Consider the following 18,107-nt stretch of genomic DNA (forward strand, 5'->3'; position numbering starts at 1 on the left):
GTCAAACGCCTTTGGAGGCACTGGTCCCGGCCACCAGGACCGGGGCCAGGACCGGGGTGGCGGCCGTTTCCGCGTCCTGCGGCGCCGCCGCTTGCACAAGCGGTAGGATCAGGGTGACGCGGGCGCCGCCACCGGGGTTGTCGTCCAGCCCCAGGGTGCCGCCGTGGTCTTCCAGGATCTTCTTCACGATGGCCAGGCCCAGGCCGGTGCCCTTGGCCCGGGTGGTGACATAGGGTTCCGTCAGCCGGTCCCGGCCCTCGCTGGGCAGCCCCCTGCCGTTGTCGGCGATGGTCAGGACGATGTGGTCGTCCAAGGCCTCTACCCTCAGCGAGATATGGCCCGGCGGGGAGTCGTGGCCGCCAGCCGCGTCCTCCTCCATCCGTCCCTCGATGGCCTCAACCGCGTTCTTCAGCAGGTTGGTCAGGGCCTGGGAGATCTGGCGGCCGTCGCACTCCACCTCCACCTTCTCTGGCGGCAGGATGCTATCGAACTTGATGCCGGACTGGGCGGTGGCCTGCAGGAACACGGCCTGACGACACAGCTCCTGGATGTTCTGCAGCTTCATCACCGGCGTGGGCATGCGGGCGAAGGCGGAGAACTCGTCCACCATGCGGCCGATGTCGTCCACGTGGCGGACGATGGTGTCGGTCATGGCCTTGAAGGTTTCCGGATCGCTCTGGATTTCCTTCAGGTACTTGCGCCGCAGGCGCTCGGCCGACAGCTGGATGGGGGTCAGCGGGTTCTTGATCTCATGCGCGATGCGGCGGGCAACATCGGCCCAGGCAGCCTTGCGCTGCGCCGACAAGAGTTCCGACACGTCGTCGAAGGTGATGACGAAGCCGCGGATGCCGTGGCCGCTGGTGTCCGCCGCCACCCGCACCAGCAGGGTACGCTGGGTGTTGCCCCGGCGGATCTGCACCTGGCCCTCCACCAGGCGCGACGGGCGCCGGCGGATGGCGGACATGAGATCTTCCAGCTCCGGCACCACGGCCAGGATATCGCGCCCCGTCATCTCGTGCACGTCGGGGATGTCCAGCAGTTGGGCCGCCGATTGGTTGGGCAGGTTGATGAAGCCCTGCTCGTCCAAGCCGATGACGCCGGCCGACACACCGGCCAGCACCGCCTCGGTGAAACGGCGGCGCAGGTCCAACTGGCGGTTGGCCTCCACCAGGTCGCTCCGCTGCGACGACAACTGGCTGGTCATGCGGTTGAAGGCGCGGCTGAGCGAGGTCAGCTCATCCTCCGGTCCCGGCAGGGTTTCCGGCACGCGCGCCGTCAGGTCGCCGGTGCGGATGCGCTCCGCCGCGATGATCAGCGCGCTGATGGGCGTGATGAGGGTGTTGGCGAAGTTCAGGCCGGCCCAGATGGCCACCAGCAGCAGCAGCAGCGAGACGATGATGAAGATCAGCGTCATCTTGGTCTGCAGGCCGAAACGCTGGCCTTCCAGCTCGGTATATTCGCGCACCGCCGTCTGGGCGGCGTTCAGGTGCTCCATCACCTTGGCTTCCACCGGGCGGCCCAGCAGCAGGAAAATGTCGAAGTCCGGGTCCAGACGGATCAGGGCGGTGACGCGCTTCTCCTTCTCATTGAATTCGAAGTCCACCTCGCCCTTGCGAGCCCGCTCCAGCCGTTCCTTGGGCATGACGTCGGGCTGGAAGACCGAGCCCAAGGTATAGCTGCCGTACTGCCGGTTCTGGCCGTCGAAGATCACCGCCTCGGTAAAAGAGCGCTGGAAGGACTCGTTGCGCAGGAAGGCGTAGATGAACAGCGGGTCCAGCGTGACCAGCGGCCCCTGGCGCGCCGCCAGCAGGTCGTTCGCCACCCAGGAGGCGTCGTTGCGAATGGCGATCTGGTGTTCGTCCAGATAGGCCTGGGCCACCACCAGGCTTTCATTCACCGCCGTCCGCACCCGGTCGCTGAACCAGGACTGCAGGCCCAGGTAAAAGAAAAAGGCGGAGAAGGCGGCCATGACGATGGCGGGCAGCACCGCCAGCAGGCTGAACACCGCCACCAACCGCACGTGCAGCCGCGACCCGGCCAGGCCCCGGCGCCGCTCGATCCACAGGCCGACGATGCGCCGGGCCATGAGCGCCAGCAGCAGCAGCAGCAGCGCGCCATCCAGCGTCAGCAGCAGGCTGACCGTGTTGGGGCTGTTGCCGAAGGGCGGCTGCTGAGTCAGCGCCGCGTATGTCGCGAAGCCCGACAGCACGGCGGCGAAGGCCAAGGCCACCGCCAGCTTGTTGCCTAGGCCCAGGCGGGCCGACCAGACGGATAGGCGCCGCCACCAGCTGTCGCTTTTGGGAGGGACTTGCGGCGGAACCGGGGGGCTGGGCGGCGTGATCAGCGCCGGAGGAACCTCGGTCATGGCAAAGACGTCCGGACCACCGCCGCCCCGGACACCGTCAGAGGCATGATGATCAGGGCCGGCGCCAGGATGGGCGTCGCTGCGATGGGGGGTGAGACCGCATAAAAGGCGAAACGAAGCACGGTTCCTGCCAGGCCGGTGGTTTGCACGGCGCAAACGCCACCCCCGGCGCGGAGGTGGTGCGGACAACATCCGTCAGACGACGCCCGTTCGGCCAAAGCCGGAGGGACATCGCCCGGCAGGGCTGATGTTGCCCAGGCGCCCACCTCTGTTACCAGAATGCCACGCGCGTTTCCAGCCGTCCGTCTTACGCCCGTTGGTAGAAGTATCCCCTGTTACTTCAGGCCACGGACCACCTGGATGTCCAGGTCGCGGATCTTCTTGCGCAGGGTATTGCGGTTCAGGCCCAGCATATGCGCGGCCTTGATCTGGTTGCCCCGGGTGGCGATCAGCGACAGGGACAACAGGGGCCGTTCCACCTCGCGCAGCACGCGATCATACAGGCCGGCGGCCGGCACGCCGTCCTTATGGGCGGCGAAATAGTCCTTCAGGTGCCGCTCCACCGCGGCCCCCAGGCCTTCGTTCTGCGGCTCCTCCGCCGGGGCGGCGGCGGGCGCGAAGTCCGCCAGCTCCTGCTCGATGACATCGATGGTGATGACTTCCTGGGTGTACAGCGCGGCGAGACGCCGCACCATGTTCTCCAGCTCACGCACGTTGCCGGGCCAGCGATGGCGGCGCAGGCGGTCCAGGGCGGCGTTGTCCATGCTTTTCAACGGCAGGCCCTGCTGGTTCACCAGACCGAAGAAGTGGCGGACCAGCGCCGGGATGTCCTCCGTCCGCTCCCGCAGCGGCGGCAGGCGGATGGGCACCACGTTCAGGCGATAGAACAGATCTTCGCGGAACTGGCCCTGGCGGATCAGGGTGCGCAGGTCGCGGTGGGTGGCGGCGACGATGCGCACGTCGGTCTTGATGGGGGTGCGGCCGCCGACCGTGGTGTACTCCCCCTCCTGCAGCACGCGCAGCAGGCGGGTCTGGGCGTCCAGCGGCATGTCGCCGATCTCATCCAGGAACAGGGTGCCGCCCTGCGCCTGCTCGAACCGGCCGGTGGACCGCACGGTGGCGCCGGTGAAGGCCCCCTTCTCATGGCCGAACAGCTCGGACTCGATCAGTTCGCGGGGGATGGCGGCCATGTTGACCGCCAGGAAGGGGCCGTTGCGCCGTTTGCCGTAATCGTGCAGGGCGCGCGCCACCAGCTCCTTGCCGGTGCCCGACTCGCCGGTGATCATCACCGTCAGATCCGTGCCCATCAGGCGGGCCAGGACACGGTAGATCTCCTGCATGGCCGCCGACCGGCCGATAAGGGGCAGCGCCTCCTCCTCGGCTTGCGCCGCCGCGGCGCCGGCGGCGGCCGGCGGGGCCGGCTGGGGCGTGGACAGGGCGCGTTCCACCATGCCCATCAGATCCTTCAGGTCGAAGGGCTTGGGCAGATAGTCGAAGGCGCCGCGCTCCGCCGCCTTCACGGCGGTCAGCAGCGTGTTCTGCGCGCTCATGACGATGACGCGCAGCTCAGGACGCAGCTTCTTGATGCGCGGCAGCAGGTCCAGGCCGTTCTCATCCGGCATCACCACGTCGGTGATGACCAGATCCCCCTCCCCATCCTGGACCCAGCGCCACAAGGTCGCGGCATTGCCGGTGACCCGCACGTCATGGCCCAGGCGCAGCAGGGCCTGGTTCAGAACGGTGCGGATGGCCCTGTCGTCGTCAGCGACAAGGATGGTGGATGGACCCATGGATTAAACGCCCCCCTCTGACGCCGTCCGCCCAGGGGCGACCGGCAGCGACACCTTGAAAATCGTGCGACGCGGCACGCTGTCGAAATCGATGACCCCGCCATGGTCGCCGATGATCTTGGCGACCAGCGCCAAGCCCAGGCCGGTCCCGTTCATCTTCGTGGTGACGAAGGGGTCGAACAGGTTGGCCCGCAGGTCCTCCGGAATGCCGTCGCCATTGTCCTGCACGCTGATCAGCAGCGGCAGGTGCACCCGGCTGTCGGACCCCGGCACCGCCAGGCGCACCCCATGCTGGTAGGCGGTGGACAGGACGATTTCCCCACCCTTTTCCGGGCAGGCCTCGGCCGCGTTCTTCACCAGGTTCAGGAAGACCTGGATCAGCTGGTCGCGGTTGCCCAGCACCGGCGGCAGCGACGGGTCGTAGCGCTCGACGAAGCGGATGGTGCGGCCGAAGCCGCTTTGCGCCACGCGGCGCACGTGCTCCAGCACGCCATGGATGTTCACGGCCGTCTTTTCCAGCGGCCGGCCGTCGGTGAAGACCTCCATGCGGTCCACGAGGGCCACGATGCGGTCGGCCTCATCACAGATGAGGCGGGTCAGCATGCGGTCCCCCTCCGACGCGTTCTCTTCCAACAGCTGGGCCGCCCCCCGAATGCCGGACAGCGGATTCTTCACCTCGTGCGCCAGCATGGCCGCCATGGCGACGACGGACCGGGCGGCCCCCCGGTGGGTCAGCTGGTTGTCGATCTTGCGGGCGATGGACCGCTCATGCAGCGACAGCACCACCAGGTCCGGCGGATCGGACAAGGGGGCCGCCTTGGCGGTCAGGAAATGCAGGCCGATGCGCGGCGTCTCCAGCATGATGCTGTAGTCCGACACGCTGCCGCCCGTCATCCGCGCCTGGTCGATCAGGGAGTGGACGGGGCTGTCGCCCGGGATCAGCGTGTCCAGCTGGCTGCCCACCAGCAGGGCGGCGCTGGCGTCGAAGAATTCCTCCGCCTGCAGGTTGGCGAAATGGATGCGGCGCTGCCGGTCGATGACCAGAATGGGTTCCGGCAGGGCGGACAGGATGGCCGTGGGATCGACCATGCCGTTCGCCGGGGCAGGCAGGGCCGCCGTCCGCCCCATCAGGCCGCCACCTTCTTTTCGCCGGCGGTGTCATCGTCCTCAACATCGCAACCGGCCTCGGCGGTCAGGCCCCGGCCGGATAGGTCGCGCCCCACGATGCCCCGGTCCAGCAGGTCCTGGTACCAGCCGCGCACGAAGTCCTGCACCAGCTCCGCCTTCTCGATGGTGTTCACTTTGGCGCGGTACTCGGCGGAACCGGGCAGGCCCTTGGAATACCAGGCAATGTGCTTGCGCCCGATCTTCAGGCCGGCGTCGGTGCCGTAATGTTCCAGGATGGCATCGTAATGCTCCAGCACCAGGTCGCGCTGTTCCACCAGCGTGGGCTCGGCCGGGGCCATGCCGGTGCGCAGCATCTGGATGACCTGGTTGATGAACCAGGGACGGCCATAGGTGCCGCGGCCGATCATGACACCATCGGCGCCGCTCTCTTCCAGGCAGCGGGTCACGTCGGGGAAGTCCACGATGTCGCCGTTGGCGATGACCGGCAGGGACACGGCGTCCTTCACCTGGCGGATGAAAGCCCAGTCGGCGACGCCGTTGTACATCTGGTTGCGGGTACGGCCGTGCACGGTGATCATGCGGATGCCGCACTCCTCCGCGATCTTGGCCAGGCGCGGGGCGTTCAGGTTCCGCTCATCCCAGCCCTTGCGCATCTTCAGGGTCACGGGCACGGACACGGCCTTGACCACGGCGTCCAGGATGCGGCCGGCCAGCGGTTCATCCTTCATCAGGGCGGAACCGGCGTAGCCGTTCACCACTTTCTTCACCGGGCAGCCGAAGTTGATGTCGATGATGGAGGCGCCCCGGTCCACGCACAGCTTCGCCGCCTCCGCCATCACCTCGGGCTCGCAGCCCGCCAGCTGAACGGACAGCACGCCTTCCTGGGCGTTAGGGTCGATCTTCTTTTCGGACTCACGGGTGGCGCGGATCATCGCCTGGCTGGCGATCATCTCGGAAACGACCAAGCCCGCGCCGGCGCGCTTCACCAGGCGACGGAAGGGCGTGTCGGTCACGCCCGACATGGGCGCCAGGATCACCGGATCCTGAATGGTGACGGGACCGACCTGAATCGGCGCTAACTTACTGCCCATTTCCTAGGCGCTTTCCGTGACTGCTACAAAATTAGGCGATCAGGCTATCATGAGCCCCCGCCAAAGGGAAGCGACGCCGCCGAAGACGGCGGATGCGACTATGGTATGGCGCGGTGGCATGGCAGATCGTGGACGCCGGCGGACAAACAAGCCTAGCGGCAAGGTCTTAAGGGGAGATATCTCTCATTGGGAAATAGGGATAATTGTCACCATCCCTCGTCCGCCTTCCTATTCATCATGGTGTCTTGACCAACCATGCCGTCCTGCCTTGCCCTGATCGTCGCCGCCGGCAGCGGCTCCCGCTTTGGCGGGGACATGCCCAAGCAATATCTGTCCCTGGCCGGCCAGCCCGTTCTGGCCCGCACCGTGGCCGCGTTCCAGAACCACCCGGAGGTGACGGCCGTGCGGGTGGTGATCAACCCGGCCCACCGCGACCTGTATGAGGCGGCCGTGGTCGGCCTGGACCTGCCCCCGCCCGTGGCCGGGGGCGCCGCCCGCCAGGACAGCGTGCGCAACGGGCTGGAGGCCGCGGCCGCCGATGGCGGCTATGACCTGGTGCTGATCCACGACGCCGCCCGGCCCCTGGTGGACGCCGCCAGCATCTCCGCTGTCATCGAGGCGCTGGCCGAGGTGCCCGCCGCCCTGGCGGCGGCCAGCGTCAGCGACACGCTGAAGCGCGCGGACCAGGACGGCGCCGTGGCCACCACCGTGGACCGCACCGCCCTGTGGCGGGCGCTGACCCCGCAGGGCTTCCGCTTCCCCGACATCCTGAAGGCGCACCGCGACCTGGCCGGCCAGGAACTGACCGACGACGCCGCCGTGGCGGAGAAGGCCGGTTTCCCCGTGCGCCTGGTGCCCACCAATCCCGACAACCTGAAAGTGACCCATGCCGAGGATCTGGCGCGGGCGGAGAAGATCATCATGAACGAGTTGGGCGATGTCCGCGTCGGCCACGGCTATGACGTGCACAAGTTCACGGAAGGCGACCACATCGTCCTCTGCGGCCTGAAGGTGCCGCACACCCACAAGTTGGAAGGCCACTCCGACGCCGACGTGGGCCTGCACGCCCTGACCGACGCCATCCTGGGCGCCATCGGAGCCGGCGACATCGGCAGCCACTTCCCGCCCACGGATGAGCGCTGGCGCGGCGCCGACAGCGGCAAGTTCCTGCAGCACGCCGCCAGCTTGGTGAAGGCCAAGGGCGGGGCCATCGCCCATTGCGACATCACCGTCATCTGCGAGCGTCCCAAGGTGGGCCCCCACCGCGAGGCCATGGTGGCCCGCGTGGCCGACCTGCTGCAGATTGCGCCCGACCGCGTCTCCGTGAAGGCCACCACCACCGAAGGCCTGGGCTTCACCGGCCGGCGCGAGGGCATCGCCGCCATGGCGACCTGCACGGTCCGCCTGCCCTGGCCGACCTCAAAGGCCTGACCCCATGTTCCCGGCGGAGATCACACGCGTGACCGAACGCCTGCTGGCCGCCTGCCAGGCTGACGGTCTGCGGCTGGCCACGGCCGAATCCTGCACCGGCGGCCTGATTTCCGCCAGCCTGACGGCCATTGCCGGTTCGTCATCCGTGGTGGACCGGGGCGTGGTCACTTACAGCAACCAAGCCAAGGTCGACCTGCTGGGCGTGCCCGACGGCCTGATCGCCCTGCACGGGGCCGTCAGCCGCGAGGTGGCCCACGCCATGGCGGAGGGGCTGCTGGCCCGCTCCCGCGCCGATATCGCCCTATCGGTCACCGGAATCGCCGGCCCCGGCGGGGGCAGCGTGGAAAAGCCGGTGGGCCTGGTCTACCTCGGCTGCGCCCGCCGCGACCGCCCGGTGGTTGTGGAGCGCCACGTCTTCCCCGGCGACCGCGAGGCGGTGCGCCTGGCGGCCGTGGCCCGTGCCCTGGCCATGGGCCTGGCCGCGGCGGGTAATGGCGCGACCGCCTAGGACAGACTCAGCGAGGGCCCAGCCACCAGTCCAACGCGCCCTCGACCACCTCCGGCGGCATGGTGTGCCCGCCGTCGAACACCCGCAGTTCCACCAGGAAGCCCCGCCGCGTGAACGCCGGCACGGTGGCGCGCGCCGTCTCCTCCAAGGGCAACACGCGGTCTGCCTTGCCGTGGCTGATGAAAACCCTGATCTGGCCGCCGCCAGACGTTGCCCCCTGGGTATGCAGCGGCGCGACGTGCCCCGGGGAAAAGGCGATCAGCGTGGGAAACAGGTCCCGGTTTTCCGGCCCCAGCGACAGGGCGTAGGTCGCCCCATCGGAGAATCCCGCCAGCGCCACCCGGGACGGATCCACGGCGTAGCGGGAGAAGACCAGGGCCAGGAAGGCGTCGATGCGCGCCGGATCGGTGCCATAGCGCGGCCCCCAGCGCTCGTCCGCCTCGTGCTTGCGCGCGGCCAGCATGTCCCAGGTGTAATCCCCGGAGTCGGGGGCTGCGATGATGACGCCCCGGGCCTCCGCCGTTGGCGCCAGCCGGGCCACCATGTCGGCGCCGCGCTGGCTGGCGCCATGCAGCATCACCAGCAGCGGCAGGGGCCGGCCCGGCCGGTAGGATTCGGGAATGAGGACGATGCCATCCCCCAGGCGCACAGGCCCAACGGTTCCCTCCGCCCCTGGGGGCGGAACCTGCGGCCGGGCCGTGAGATGAACCAGGTCATCCGCCCGCGCCGGCGCCGCCAGGAACAACAGCAGGCAGGCCAACACTCTTGCGACACGCCCGCGCATTCCGTCCCCCGATCCCGCTTCCCCACCGTGACAGCTTGGGGGACGGGTCGATCCCACGTCAACCGAAGGCACCGGGGCATCCAACAGCAGGGGAAAGAGCGGCAGGAGAAAGAGCGGTGCCAAGGCTCTGCCCCGGTTGCATGCCGTGAAGACTGGGGCATAGTCTGGCGCCCAGTCCAACGTGTCGGACCCCGCCTTCACGGTCCCGCCTGCCGGAGTTTCCCCATGTCCCTGCGTTCCCTCAGCCTGGCCCTGGCTTTCGCCACCGCCCCGTTGTCGCTGTCCCTGCCCCACGCCGCCCATGCCGCCGCGCCCCAGGTGAAGACCCAGGCGCCGGGCTATTACCGCCTGATGCTGGGGGATTTCGAGATCACGGCGCTGAATGACACGGTCCTGACCCTGCCCATGGACAAGCTGATGACCAACACCACGCCGGCCAAGGTGGCGGCGGCGTTGGCGCGCAACCATCAGCCCAGTCCCACGCCTACCTCGGTCAACGCCTTCCTGATCAACACCGGGGCGCAACTGATCCTGGTCGACACGGGTCTGAATGGCCTGGCGGGTCCCCAGGCGCCCAGCCACCTGCTGGCCAACCTCAAGGCCGCCGGCTACACGCCCGAGCAGGTGGACACGGTGCTGATCACGCACATGCATAGCGACCATATCGGCGGGCTGATGACGGATGGCCACCCCACCTTCCCCAACGCCACCGTCTATGTCGACGCGGCGGAGAAGGGCCACTGGCTGAATCCGGAGGCCGAGGCCAAGACGCCCGCCGATAAACGGGGCGGCTTCACCACCGCGCACAAGCTGCTGGACGCCTATGCCGCCGCCGGCAAGCTGAAGACCTTCGACGGCGTGACCTCGCTGTTCCCCGGTGTCACCGCCCTTCCGGCCCATGGCCACACGCCGGGCCATTCCGCCTACGCGGTCGAGAGCAAAGGCCAGAAAATGCTGTTCTGGGGCGACCTGATGCATGTCGCCGCCGTGCAGTTCGACACCCCGGCCACCACCATCCAGTTCGACAGCGACAGTCCCGCCGCGTACGAGGCACGGGCCAAAATCTTCGCCGAGGCCGCCAAGGACGGCTATTGGGTGGCCGCCGCCCACATCTCCTTCCCCGGCATCGGCCACATCCGTCCCAAGGATGCCACCGACGGCAAGGCCGATCCCAAGAGCTATGTCTGGGAACCGGTGCAGTTCAGCCTGGGGGAATGAGGCCATGACGCGCACCGGGATCGCCACCACCCTCGCCCTGACCCTAGCCTCGGGAACCGCCTTGGCGGATGATCAGGCCAACACGGCCAAACTGTTCGCCGATCCCGGGGTGCGGCAGATGACCCTGGCCGCGGCCCAGCAATCGGCCGTGGTCATGAATGAGCCCTGCCCCAGCGCCCAGGCCACGGTATCGACCGACGTGGCGGTGTTCCAGCCCCTGGTGTTCGATGCCGCCGGCCAGCTGCAGACCGGCATCTGGCGCCAGCAGGTGACCTTGGCCGGCTGCGGCGTCACCCACACCTTGAACGTCATCGGTTGGAAGCAGGCGGGCCAGGCCATCGGCATGGGCGCCCTGCTACCCGGCGGCACGCATACCGACGTGCTGCTGCAGCGCGACGCCATCCAGCAGGTGGATCAACTGGTGAAGATCACCCCCGGGGCCACCGAAGAAGGCTGCGCCCGCGAGTATGTGGCCGACACCCGCTTCGTGGACCGCGAGATTCCCCTCACCCCTGGCCCCGCCCCCGGCGGCAAGTCGCCGCCCTGGCGCGAGGTGTGGACCCTGCGCACCTGCACCAAGCAGATCGAGGTGCCCATCCGCTTCATCCCCGACGCCACCGGCACCACCATCACCGCCGGCCCGCAAAAGGCGGTCAAGGTGACGACACTGGCCAAGTAGACGGCCCGGTTCAGGCTTATGCCACCGTCACCAGATGGGTGCCGTCGGCCCGCCCCTCGATCCGGATGTCCCGGTCCAGGAAGCGGCGGATGATGGTCACGGCGGTCAGGGTGTGCTGCGTCGGCCGCACGGTGGTGAAGCACCCACCGGCGGCCAGCGCCAGGGGCAGCAGCAACTGGTCGGCCAGATAGGGCCCGGCAAAGGCGCCGGACGCGATGTAGCCCGCCAGGCGGTTGGCCGTCTGGCGGCCGATATCCTCGGCCCGCAGGCCGATGCGGCCCACGGCGCTGACCACCTCCGTCACCTGATCGAAACTGGCCGACAGCATCAGGATGTTGCCGGGGCCCCGCCCCTCCACCAGCGTTTCCACGCCCCAGGCCTCGTCCGGCCAGTCCAGCACCTGGCGGGCGGCCGCGACCTCGCGTTCCGCGATGTTGGCCGGCAGGTTGGACAGCAACGCCCGGCCGCGCACCCCACGCAGGGCGCCACGCTCCAGGAACTCTTGGGGCCGCAAGGGGGCTGGGGTCACCGACACCTCCACACGGCCGCCGCCCACCGGGTAGAATCCCGGGCGCACCAGGGTGGCCGTCACCGCCGGGCCCATGCGGGACAGCAGCGGCAACAAGGCTTGCGCCGTGAAGTCAAAGGGCGGCGCGGCATGGGCGTGCGTCCCGCCTTCCAACACCAGGCGTGACGGGCCGTCCGCCAGCAACAGGGGCGGCAGCAGGGCCTGAAGCACCAGCCCCGTGCTGCCGGCCGTGCCCACAGCGAAGGTGTAATCGCCGGCCCGCACCCGGCCCGGGGTGAAGGTCAGGCTGCCCGCCCCGATGGCCGCCCCGTCGGCGGTGGCGCCACCGATGGCGCAGGCCGCCTCCACCGCCGTCAGATGCTGACGCATAAGGCCGGGCTTGTCCCGCTTGGCGCGGATGTTGTCGATGCGGAAGGGCTGGCCCGTCACCAGCGACAGGGACAGGGCGGTGCGCAACACCTGCCCGCCGCCCTCGCCTTCCGATCCATCAATGATGATCACAGTATCCCCCCGTCCGTGTGTGAAGGCGTCAGCCTTTCACGCACAGGACCTGTTTCAACGTATGCACGATTTCCACCAGGTCGGCCTGCGCCGCCATGACGGCCTCGATGGGTTTGTAGGCGGCCGGCGTCTCATCGATGACATCGGCATCCTTGCGGCATTCCACCCCCTCGGTGGCGTGGGCGTGGTCCTGCAGCGTGAACCGTCGCTTGGCCTCATGCCGGGACATCAGGCGCCCGGCCCCGTGGGAGCAACTGTTGAACGCCTCGGCGTTCCCCTTGCCCCGCACGATGAAGGACTTGGCGCCCATGGATCCCGGGATGATGCCCATCACCCCCTCTGCCGCGTTCACCGCCCCCTTGCGGGTGACCAGGACGTTGTTGCGGTCGAAATGGCGTTCCCGCTGGACGTAGTTATGGTGGCAGTTGATGGCCTCCATGGCCGCGTCGAACGGCTTGGTGATGACGGTCCGCATCGCGGCGATGACGTTGGTCATCATCATGCGGCGGTTCAGCGCGGCGAAATCCTGGGCCCACCCCACCGCCTCGACATAGTCGTTGAAGTGGTCGGTTCCCTCGGGGAAATAGGCCAAATCCTCATCCGGCAGGTTGATGAACCAGCGGCGCATATCCTTCTTCGCCAACTCGATGAAGAAGGTGCCGATGGCGTTGCCGATCCCGCGCGACCCGGAATGCAGCATCACCCAGACCTGGCCGACTTCATCCAGGCACAGCTCGATGAAGTGGTTGCCGGTGCCCAGCGTCCCCAGATGCGCCAGCGTGTTGGCGCTGGCCAGCTTGGGATATTTGGCGGTGATGCGGGCGAAGCGCTCCGCCAACGTCGCCCAGGCAGCGACGATGTCAGCGGGCGGATCGCCCCAGGACCCACTGTCACGGCGGCCCCGCCCGACGTCCCGGCCATGGGGCACCGCGCGCTCGATGGCGGTGCGCAGCCCCGCCAAATTGTCCGGCAGGTCGGCGGCGGCCAATGAGGTGCGGGCGGCCATCATGCCGCAGCCGATGTCCACCCCCACCGCCGCCGGGATGACGGCGCCCAGCGTGGGGATGACGGAACCGACGGTGGCACCGATGCCGACATGGACGTCGGGCATGGCAGCCACATGCTTGAACACGAAGGGCAGGCGCGCCACCCGCGCCAACTGGGCACGGGCCTGGTCGTCCACGGCCACACCTTTGGTCCACATCTTGATGGGCACGGCGCCATCGGCCACCGTCACCTCGAAGCCCTGCCCGCCGGCCTGATCGGTCATGGTCATTTCCTGTATATCCTTTCACATATCTAGCAGCTTGGGCGGGTTGGTGACGAGGAAGTGCGGGAAACATCGCCACGTGCTCTACCAACTGAGCTACAAGCAACGGACGCTTGGCCGGGCTCGAACCGGCGGCCCCATGGTCCTGTAGTTCCCCGCGGCATTCGCCAGGGACCGCCACAAGCTTCGAAATTCAAAAAACGGCGACAAGAGGTGTGGGAAACGGGACCGCATGCTCTCGCTGCTGAGCTACGCGTCCAGTCCCTGGATGGGACGGACACGGCCGGACTTGCACCGGCGACCTTGCAGGTGACGGAGTTCCCCACGGCATTCGCCCAAACGATGAAAACGGCACCGGCGACAAGGCATAGCCAGACGATGACTGAGCTACCCGGTCGCCCGGGGGCGGAATTGAACCGCCGCCTCCCACCCTGCGGTGGACGCTCTGACCTTGTAGTCCGGCCGGCATTCGCCGGTACCGCTTGCGAAAAGTGGACGTGATGATCGAACCGCCGGTGACGAGGAATGCGGGGAGGCGCGGAGTCGAACCGCTCGGCCTTGCGGCCTTACCTATGTACTCCCCACCGCATTCACCGGCGGTGACCGGGGATGATGGACCAAGTCGTGGCGACCAGGGGGGATGAAACCGCCCTTTGAGCTATCTTCTCCAAGGCGGGCTCGAACCGCACCTCCCGGTCCTTGCGGACCGGGCGCTCTACCACGGGCTTCGGTGGAGGATGTAGTTCCATCCAGCATTCGCCACGACCCAACCCAGTCCATCGGTCAGATGACCGTCGCGCTAACCTCCGCAACCCAATCCCGATCCGATCCGCCAGCGGCGAAACGGGCCAGGGTTTCGAACACGGCGTCAGAGAAGCCGCCGACGTTCAGCACGTCGGGGCGCTCCACCGCCTGGGTGGTGCCATAGGGCTGCAGGTCGATGCAGACCAGTTTGGCCCGGGGGCAGCGCCGCTTCAGGCGTTCCCACTCCTGCATCGTCGCCGTGGCGCCAAAGCGCTTGGCATCGACCCAGGACTGGTTGTCCGAAACGATCACCACCAGGTCCGCCACCGCCCGCTGCGCGTTCAGCAAGGCCAGCGGGGCGGAGACGGTGGTGCCGCCGCCGCCGATGGCGGCCAGCTTGGCGGCATTCACCGAAACCGGGGCCCCAGGGTCCAGGTCCAGCGGCACCACCTTGGTCTCGAACGGTAGTAGCAGGGTGCCCGGGTTGCGCCGCATCACCGCCGCCGCCACCAGGGCGGCCACATCGATGCAGCGCACCGCCGTCGTCGCCCCCTTGCGGTGGCCGGTGATGGGACTGGCCATGGACCCCGACACGTCGGGGCACACCACCACCCGGCCGGGCAGAACCGGCACCGACGCCAGCGACAGCTCCAGCGCCGTTTCCAGCGCCGCGACCACCACCGGCGGCACGTCCTTGCCCACCATGCCCCGCGCCGCCAACAGTTGATAAGGCAGGACGCGGGACCGGGTGATCATTTCGGCATCCGCCAGCCGTGCCGCCACTCGCTCCGCCAGCCCCTCCACCGCGAACGCGCCGTGGCGCGCCAGGGTGTTGAGGTTCATACGCAGCGCCTGCCAGCCCATGCGGTCCGCCACCTCCGCCCATTGCGCGGACGTCAGCGGCTCCGCCGTCAGCCACTCGAAGGGCACCGGCGGCAGGGGCAGCGAACGGTCCCGTTTCCAGGCCTCGAACGCCGCGATTTCCGCTGGCAGCGCCGCCACGTCATAGGGCTTGCCGATCAGCCAGCCATAGAAGGCGCGACGCGTGGCGTCCACCGGCGCCGGATGGACCATTTTCACAATGTCCGCCAGCGACGGGTCCTTGCCCGTGGCCGCCCGCATCAACTGGTCCGTGGACGCCTGCTCCAGCCACTGCGTCACCAGGCGCTTGGGCCGGGTGCCCAGGGAGGTGCGGCCCACCACGCCCGACCGCATGATCTGCACGAAGGTGCGCAGCATGCGGCCGTTGTCGATGACGCGGCGGAACACGGCCACCGACAGGTCGGGATCGGCCACGGTCAGCCACGCGGTCAGCAGCGCCGGCATGTCCTTCATCACGCCCTTGGTACGGGCATAGACGGCGGCCTGGGCCACGAAGCGCGGGTCAACCGCCTTGGCCACGGCCAGCACCTCGGCCAACTGGGCCTCGGCCGTGCCATAGAAGCCGTCGTTCAGCGTGCCGGTGGCGGCCAGCTGGGCCAGGGTGTGTTCCGGACCATAGCTGTAGGCCGGCGCGCCCTCGCGGTTACGCGCATCCGGCATCAGTTTCGCGATCATCGACGCAAACAGCTGCTTGTTGGCCATGGTCCTCGCTCCTTCTCCTTGAGGCTTCCGCCCCCGGGGGCCGCCGGCGCATTCCGGCGGCCCCGATCCGATGCCAGGATATAAAGCAATGGTCGTGCCAAAAGGCGCCGGCGCACCAGAGGAATAATCCAATATATTGATATTAAATCGATATTTTAATTATCTTCGCCACAGAATCTCTAAAAATGTCTTCCGGCGCTGGGAAAATCTGATATCAATCGATATGATTTTATAGAAATGGATAAGCCTTATGCCTCGCCCCCTCACCATCATCGGCTTCCTGGGCTCCACCCTGGACGCCGCCAAGTTCGGGCCCAGCCGCTGGCAGAAGTGGCGGCCCAGCGTGGGCATCTGCATGCATGAGGACTTGCGGGTGGACCGCTTCGTGCTGCTGCATGGGCAGCGACATGGCCGCCTGGCCGACCAGGTGGTGGAGGACATCCACACCGTCTCGCCGGAAACGACGGTGGACCAGCGCACCCTAGGGCTGGACAACCCCTGGGACTTCGAGGAGGTCTACGGCAAGCTGCTGGACTTCGCCCGCGCCTTCCCGTTCGAGCCGGAGCGGGAGGACTATCTGGTCCACATCACCACCGGCACCCACGTCATCCAGATCTGCCTGTTCCTGCTGACGGAGGCGCGCTTCCTGCCCGGCCGCCTGTTGCAGACCCAGCCCTCCCGTGGCGAAGGCCTCAACCCGGCGGGGGAATGGAGCGCCATAGACCTGGACCTGTCGCGCTATGACAGCATCGCCACCCGGTTCGCGGCGGCGGCGGCGGAGGGCTCCTCCTTCCTGAAATCCGGCATCGAGACGCGCAATGCCGCCTTCAACCGCATGGTGGATGAGATCGAGCGCGTGGCCCTGCGCAGCAGGGCGCCCCTGCTGCTGATGGGCCCCACCGGCGCCGGCAAGAGCCACCTGGCCCGCCGCATCTATGAGCTGAAGCGCCTGAAGCACCAGGTGGCGGGTCCCTTCGTTGAGGTGAACTGCGCCACCCTGCGCGGCGAGGGCGCCATGTCCGCCCTGTTCGGCCATCGCAAGGGCGCCTTCACCGGCGCCGTCAGCGACCGGCCGGGCCTGCTGCGTGCCGCCGACACCAGCATGCTGTTCCTGGATGAGATCGGGGAGTTGGGCCTGGACGAGCAGGCCATGATCCTGCGCGCCATCGAGGACAAGCGCTTCCTGCCCGTGGGATCGGACAAGGAGGTGGCGTCGGACTTCCAGCTGATCGCCGGCACCAACCGCGACCTGGGTGCCGCCGTGGCCAAAGGCGACTTCCGCGACGACCTCTATGCCCGCCTGAACCTGTGGACCTTCACCCTGCCCGGTTTGGCCCAGCGGCGGGAGGATATCGAACCCAACCTGGACTATGAGTTGGACCGCCACGCCCAGCGCGACGGCCAGCGCGTGACCTTCAACAAGGAGGCCCGCGCGCGCTACCTGGCCTTCGCCACCGGGCATGATGCGCCGTGGCCGGGCAACTTCCGCGACCTCGCCGCCAGCGTCACCCGCATGGCCACCCTGGCGCCCAGCGCCCGCATCGACCAGGACACCGTGGACCAGGAGATCGCCCGCCTGCGCCGCCTGTGGAGCCCCGCACCCGCCGACGACGGCCTGGCCGCCCTGCTGGACGCCGACGCCCTGGCCGCCCTCGACCCCTTCGACCGGGTGCAACTGGCCGAAGTCATCCGCATCTGCCGCGCTTGCCGCAGCCTGTCGGAAGCCGGTCGCACCCTGTTCAGCGCGTCACGCACCAGGCGGGCGTCCTCCAACGACGCCGACCGGCTGCGGAAGTACCTGCAGCGGTTCGGATTGGAGTGGGGAAGCATAACGAGTTAAATAAGTGCCAGTCCCTATCCATGGAGGCGGCCATAGTCTCTTATGCTAAAGGGCTCTCCGTAACCGCCGCAGTTGCCTTGGTGGCGCTGGGCGGGCCAGCGTATTCCCAAACACCAACGCCCTTCACGTTTCCGGCCTCACCTAAGCTAGGGACGGAGGACTTCGCCTTTCGCCCGCTAACCAGCGCCGCAGCCCTGGTCCGTGGTGACGGGCATATCATCCTCTCAATAAGCAACAGCGTCCCAAGCCCTTTGCTGGAGCGTATTCATGCCGCCGGTTACAGTCCGGGACAGGTGGATACGATCCTTTTGAACTTCGCCCATCGGAATAACATCGATGGGCTGGTGCGGAACGGCACCCAGACTTTCCCCAATGCCACCATTTACGTCGATGCCTTTTGGTTGACCTCCGCCGACGACGCGGATCGCGCTTATCTCAAGCACGTGTTGGCCCCCTATGTGGCTGCCGGCAAGGTGAACGCCTTCGACAAGAACATGCTTATTCTTCCGCACATCACTGCCCATGCCCGCTATACAGCCAGCGAATTCACCACCGGCAGCAGCAGCTTCCAAATGAATTTCCCGAAGCTTGGCATCGTCGGCAGCGACTTGTTCACGGATGATTAGAAAAGGGGCCGAACCCACC

At 67.8% G+C, this 18,107-nt stretch carries 14 protein-coding genes; 6 read left to right on the top strand and 8 right to left on the bottom strand.

All coding sequences use genetic code 11. From position 1 onward, the window contains the following. Window position 1: 1 nt before the first annotated feature. From FBZ89_RS17770 to dusB, 4 genes are all read right to left on the bottom strand, one after another. Window positions 2-2,365: a sensor histidine kinase NtrY-like gene (locus FBZ89_RS17770; protein ID WP_145751217.1), complete on the bottom strand. Its 2,364-nt coding sequence runs from the start codon at window positions 2,363-2,365 to the stop codon at window positions 2-4. Window positions 2,366-2,700: 335 nt separating this feature from the next. Beyond that, a complete protein-coding gene (gene ntrC / locus FBZ89_RS17775) occupies window positions 2,701-4,155 on the bottom strand; it encodes a nitrogen regulation protein NR(I) (protein WP_004271807.1) in 1,455 nt (484 codons plus the stop codon). Between the two features lie 3 nt (window positions 4,156-4,158). After that, window positions 4,159-5,283, bottom strand: coding sequence for a two-component system sensor histidine kinase NtrB (locus FBZ89_RS17780; protein WP_145751218.1), 1,125 nt, complete (start codon window positions 5,281-5,283; stop codon window positions 4,159-4,161). Next, complete coding sequence (gene dusB, locus FBZ89_RS17785) at window positions 5,283-6,374, bottom strand: tRNA dihydrouridine synthase DusB (RefSeq protein WP_145751219.1); 1,092 nt, start codon at window positions 6,372-6,374, stop codon at window positions 5,283-5,285. The genes FBZ89_RS17780 and dusB overlap by 1 nt, the downstream gene beginning before the upstream one ends. 255 nt (window positions 6,375-6,629) lie before the next feature. Here dusB and FBZ89_RS17790 point away from each other — a divergent pair, with 255 nt between their 5' ends. Together FBZ89_RS17790 and FBZ89_RS17795 are read left to right on the top strand one after the other, a co-directional pair. Then, window positions 6,630-7,805 carry a bifunctional 2-C-methyl-D-erythritol 4-phosphate cytidylyltransferase/2-C-methyl-D-erythritol 2,4-cyclodiphosphate synthase gene (locus FBZ89_RS17790; RefSeq protein WP_145751220.1) on the top strand — a complete coding sequence of 392 codons (1,176 nt, stop codon included), beginning with the start codon at window positions 6,630-6,632 and terminating at the stop codon, window positions 7,803-7,805. Window positions 7,806-7,809: 4 nt separating this feature from the next. Continuing rightward, window positions 7,810-8,313 carry a CinA family protein gene (locus FBZ89_RS17795; protein WP_145751221.1) on the top strand — a complete coding sequence of 168 codons (504 nt, stop codon included), beginning with the start codon at window positions 7,810-7,812 and terminating at the stop codon, window positions 8,311-8,313. 7 nt (window positions 8,314-8,320) lie between these two features. On the opposite strand, the gene FBZ89_RS17800 is transcribed toward FBZ89_RS17795, so the two are convergent. Next, window positions 8,321-9,097, bottom strand: a complete 777-nt coding sequence (locus tag FBZ89_RS17800; protein WP_186457419.1) for an alpha/beta hydrolase — start codon at window positions 9,095-9,097, stop codon at window positions 8,321-8,323. 225 nt (window positions 9,098-9,322) lie between these two features. On the opposite strand from FBZ89_RS17800, the gene FBZ89_RS17805 reads away from it, so the two are divergent. Together FBZ89_RS17805 and FBZ89_RS17810 are read left to right on the top strand one after the other, a co-directional pair. After that, on the top strand, window positions 9,323-10,315 hold the full coding sequence (locus tag FBZ89_RS17805; protein WP_145751223.1) for an MBL fold metallo-hydrolase: 993 nt from the start codon (window positions 9,323-9,325) through the stop codon (window positions 10,313-10,315). Between the two features lie 4 nt (window positions 10,316-10,319). After that, window positions 10,320-10,994: a hypothetical protein gene (locus FBZ89_RS17810; RefSeq protein WP_145751224.1), complete on the top strand. Its 675-nt coding sequence runs from the start codon at window positions 10,320-10,322 to the stop codon at window positions 10,992-10,994. A gap of 16 nt (window positions 10,995-11,010) precedes the next feature. Here the strand turns inward: FBZ89_RS17810 and rtcA are convergent, their stop codons facing one another. The 3 genes from rtcA to FBZ89_RS17825 form a co-directional block, all read right to left on the bottom strand. Then, entirely contained in the window at window positions 11,011-12,024 is a 1,014-nt protein-coding gene (rtcA, locus tag FBZ89_RS17815; RefSeq protein ID WP_145751225.1) for an RNA 3'-terminal phosphate cyclase, read from the bottom strand. Between the two features lie 28 nt (window positions 12,025-12,052). Further along, window positions 12,053-13,300, bottom strand: coding sequence for an RtcB family protein (locus FBZ89_RS17820; protein ID WP_281292028.1), 1,248 nt, complete (start codon window positions 13,298-13,300; stop codon window positions 12,053-12,055). A 777-nt stretch (window positions 13,301-14,077) separates the two neighbouring features. Further along, on the bottom strand, window positions 14,078-15,622 hold the full coding sequence (locus FBZ89_RS17825; RefSeq protein WP_145751226.1) for a TROVE domain-containing protein: 1,545 nt from the start codon (window positions 15,620-15,622) through the stop codon (window positions 14,078-14,080). Between the two features lie 250 nt (window positions 15,623-15,872). Between FBZ89_RS17825 and rtcR the strand changes: the two genes are divergently transcribed. Together rtcR and FBZ89_RS17835 are read left to right on the top strand one after the other, a co-directional pair. Beyond that, window positions 15,873-17,462: an RNA repair transcriptional activator RtcR gene (gene rtcR, locus FBZ89_RS17830; RefSeq protein ID WP_145751227.1), complete on the top strand. Its 1,590-nt coding sequence runs from the start codon at window positions 15,873-15,875 to the stop codon at window positions 17,460-17,462. A gap of 20 nt (window positions 17,463-17,482) precedes the next feature. After that, window positions 17,483-18,088, top strand: coding sequence for an MBL fold metallo-hydrolase (locus FBZ89_RS17835; RefSeq protein WP_145751228.1), 606 nt, complete (start codon window positions 17,483-17,485; stop codon window positions 18,086-18,088). Window positions 18,089-18,107: the final 19 nt, after the last annotated feature.

Origin of the sequence: Nitrospirillum amazonense (assembly GCF_007828045.1) — a bacterium.
Classification (GTDB): domain Bacteria; phylum Pseudomonadota; class Alphaproteobacteria; order Azospirillales; family Azospirillaceae; genus Nitrospirillum; species Nitrospirillum amazonense_C.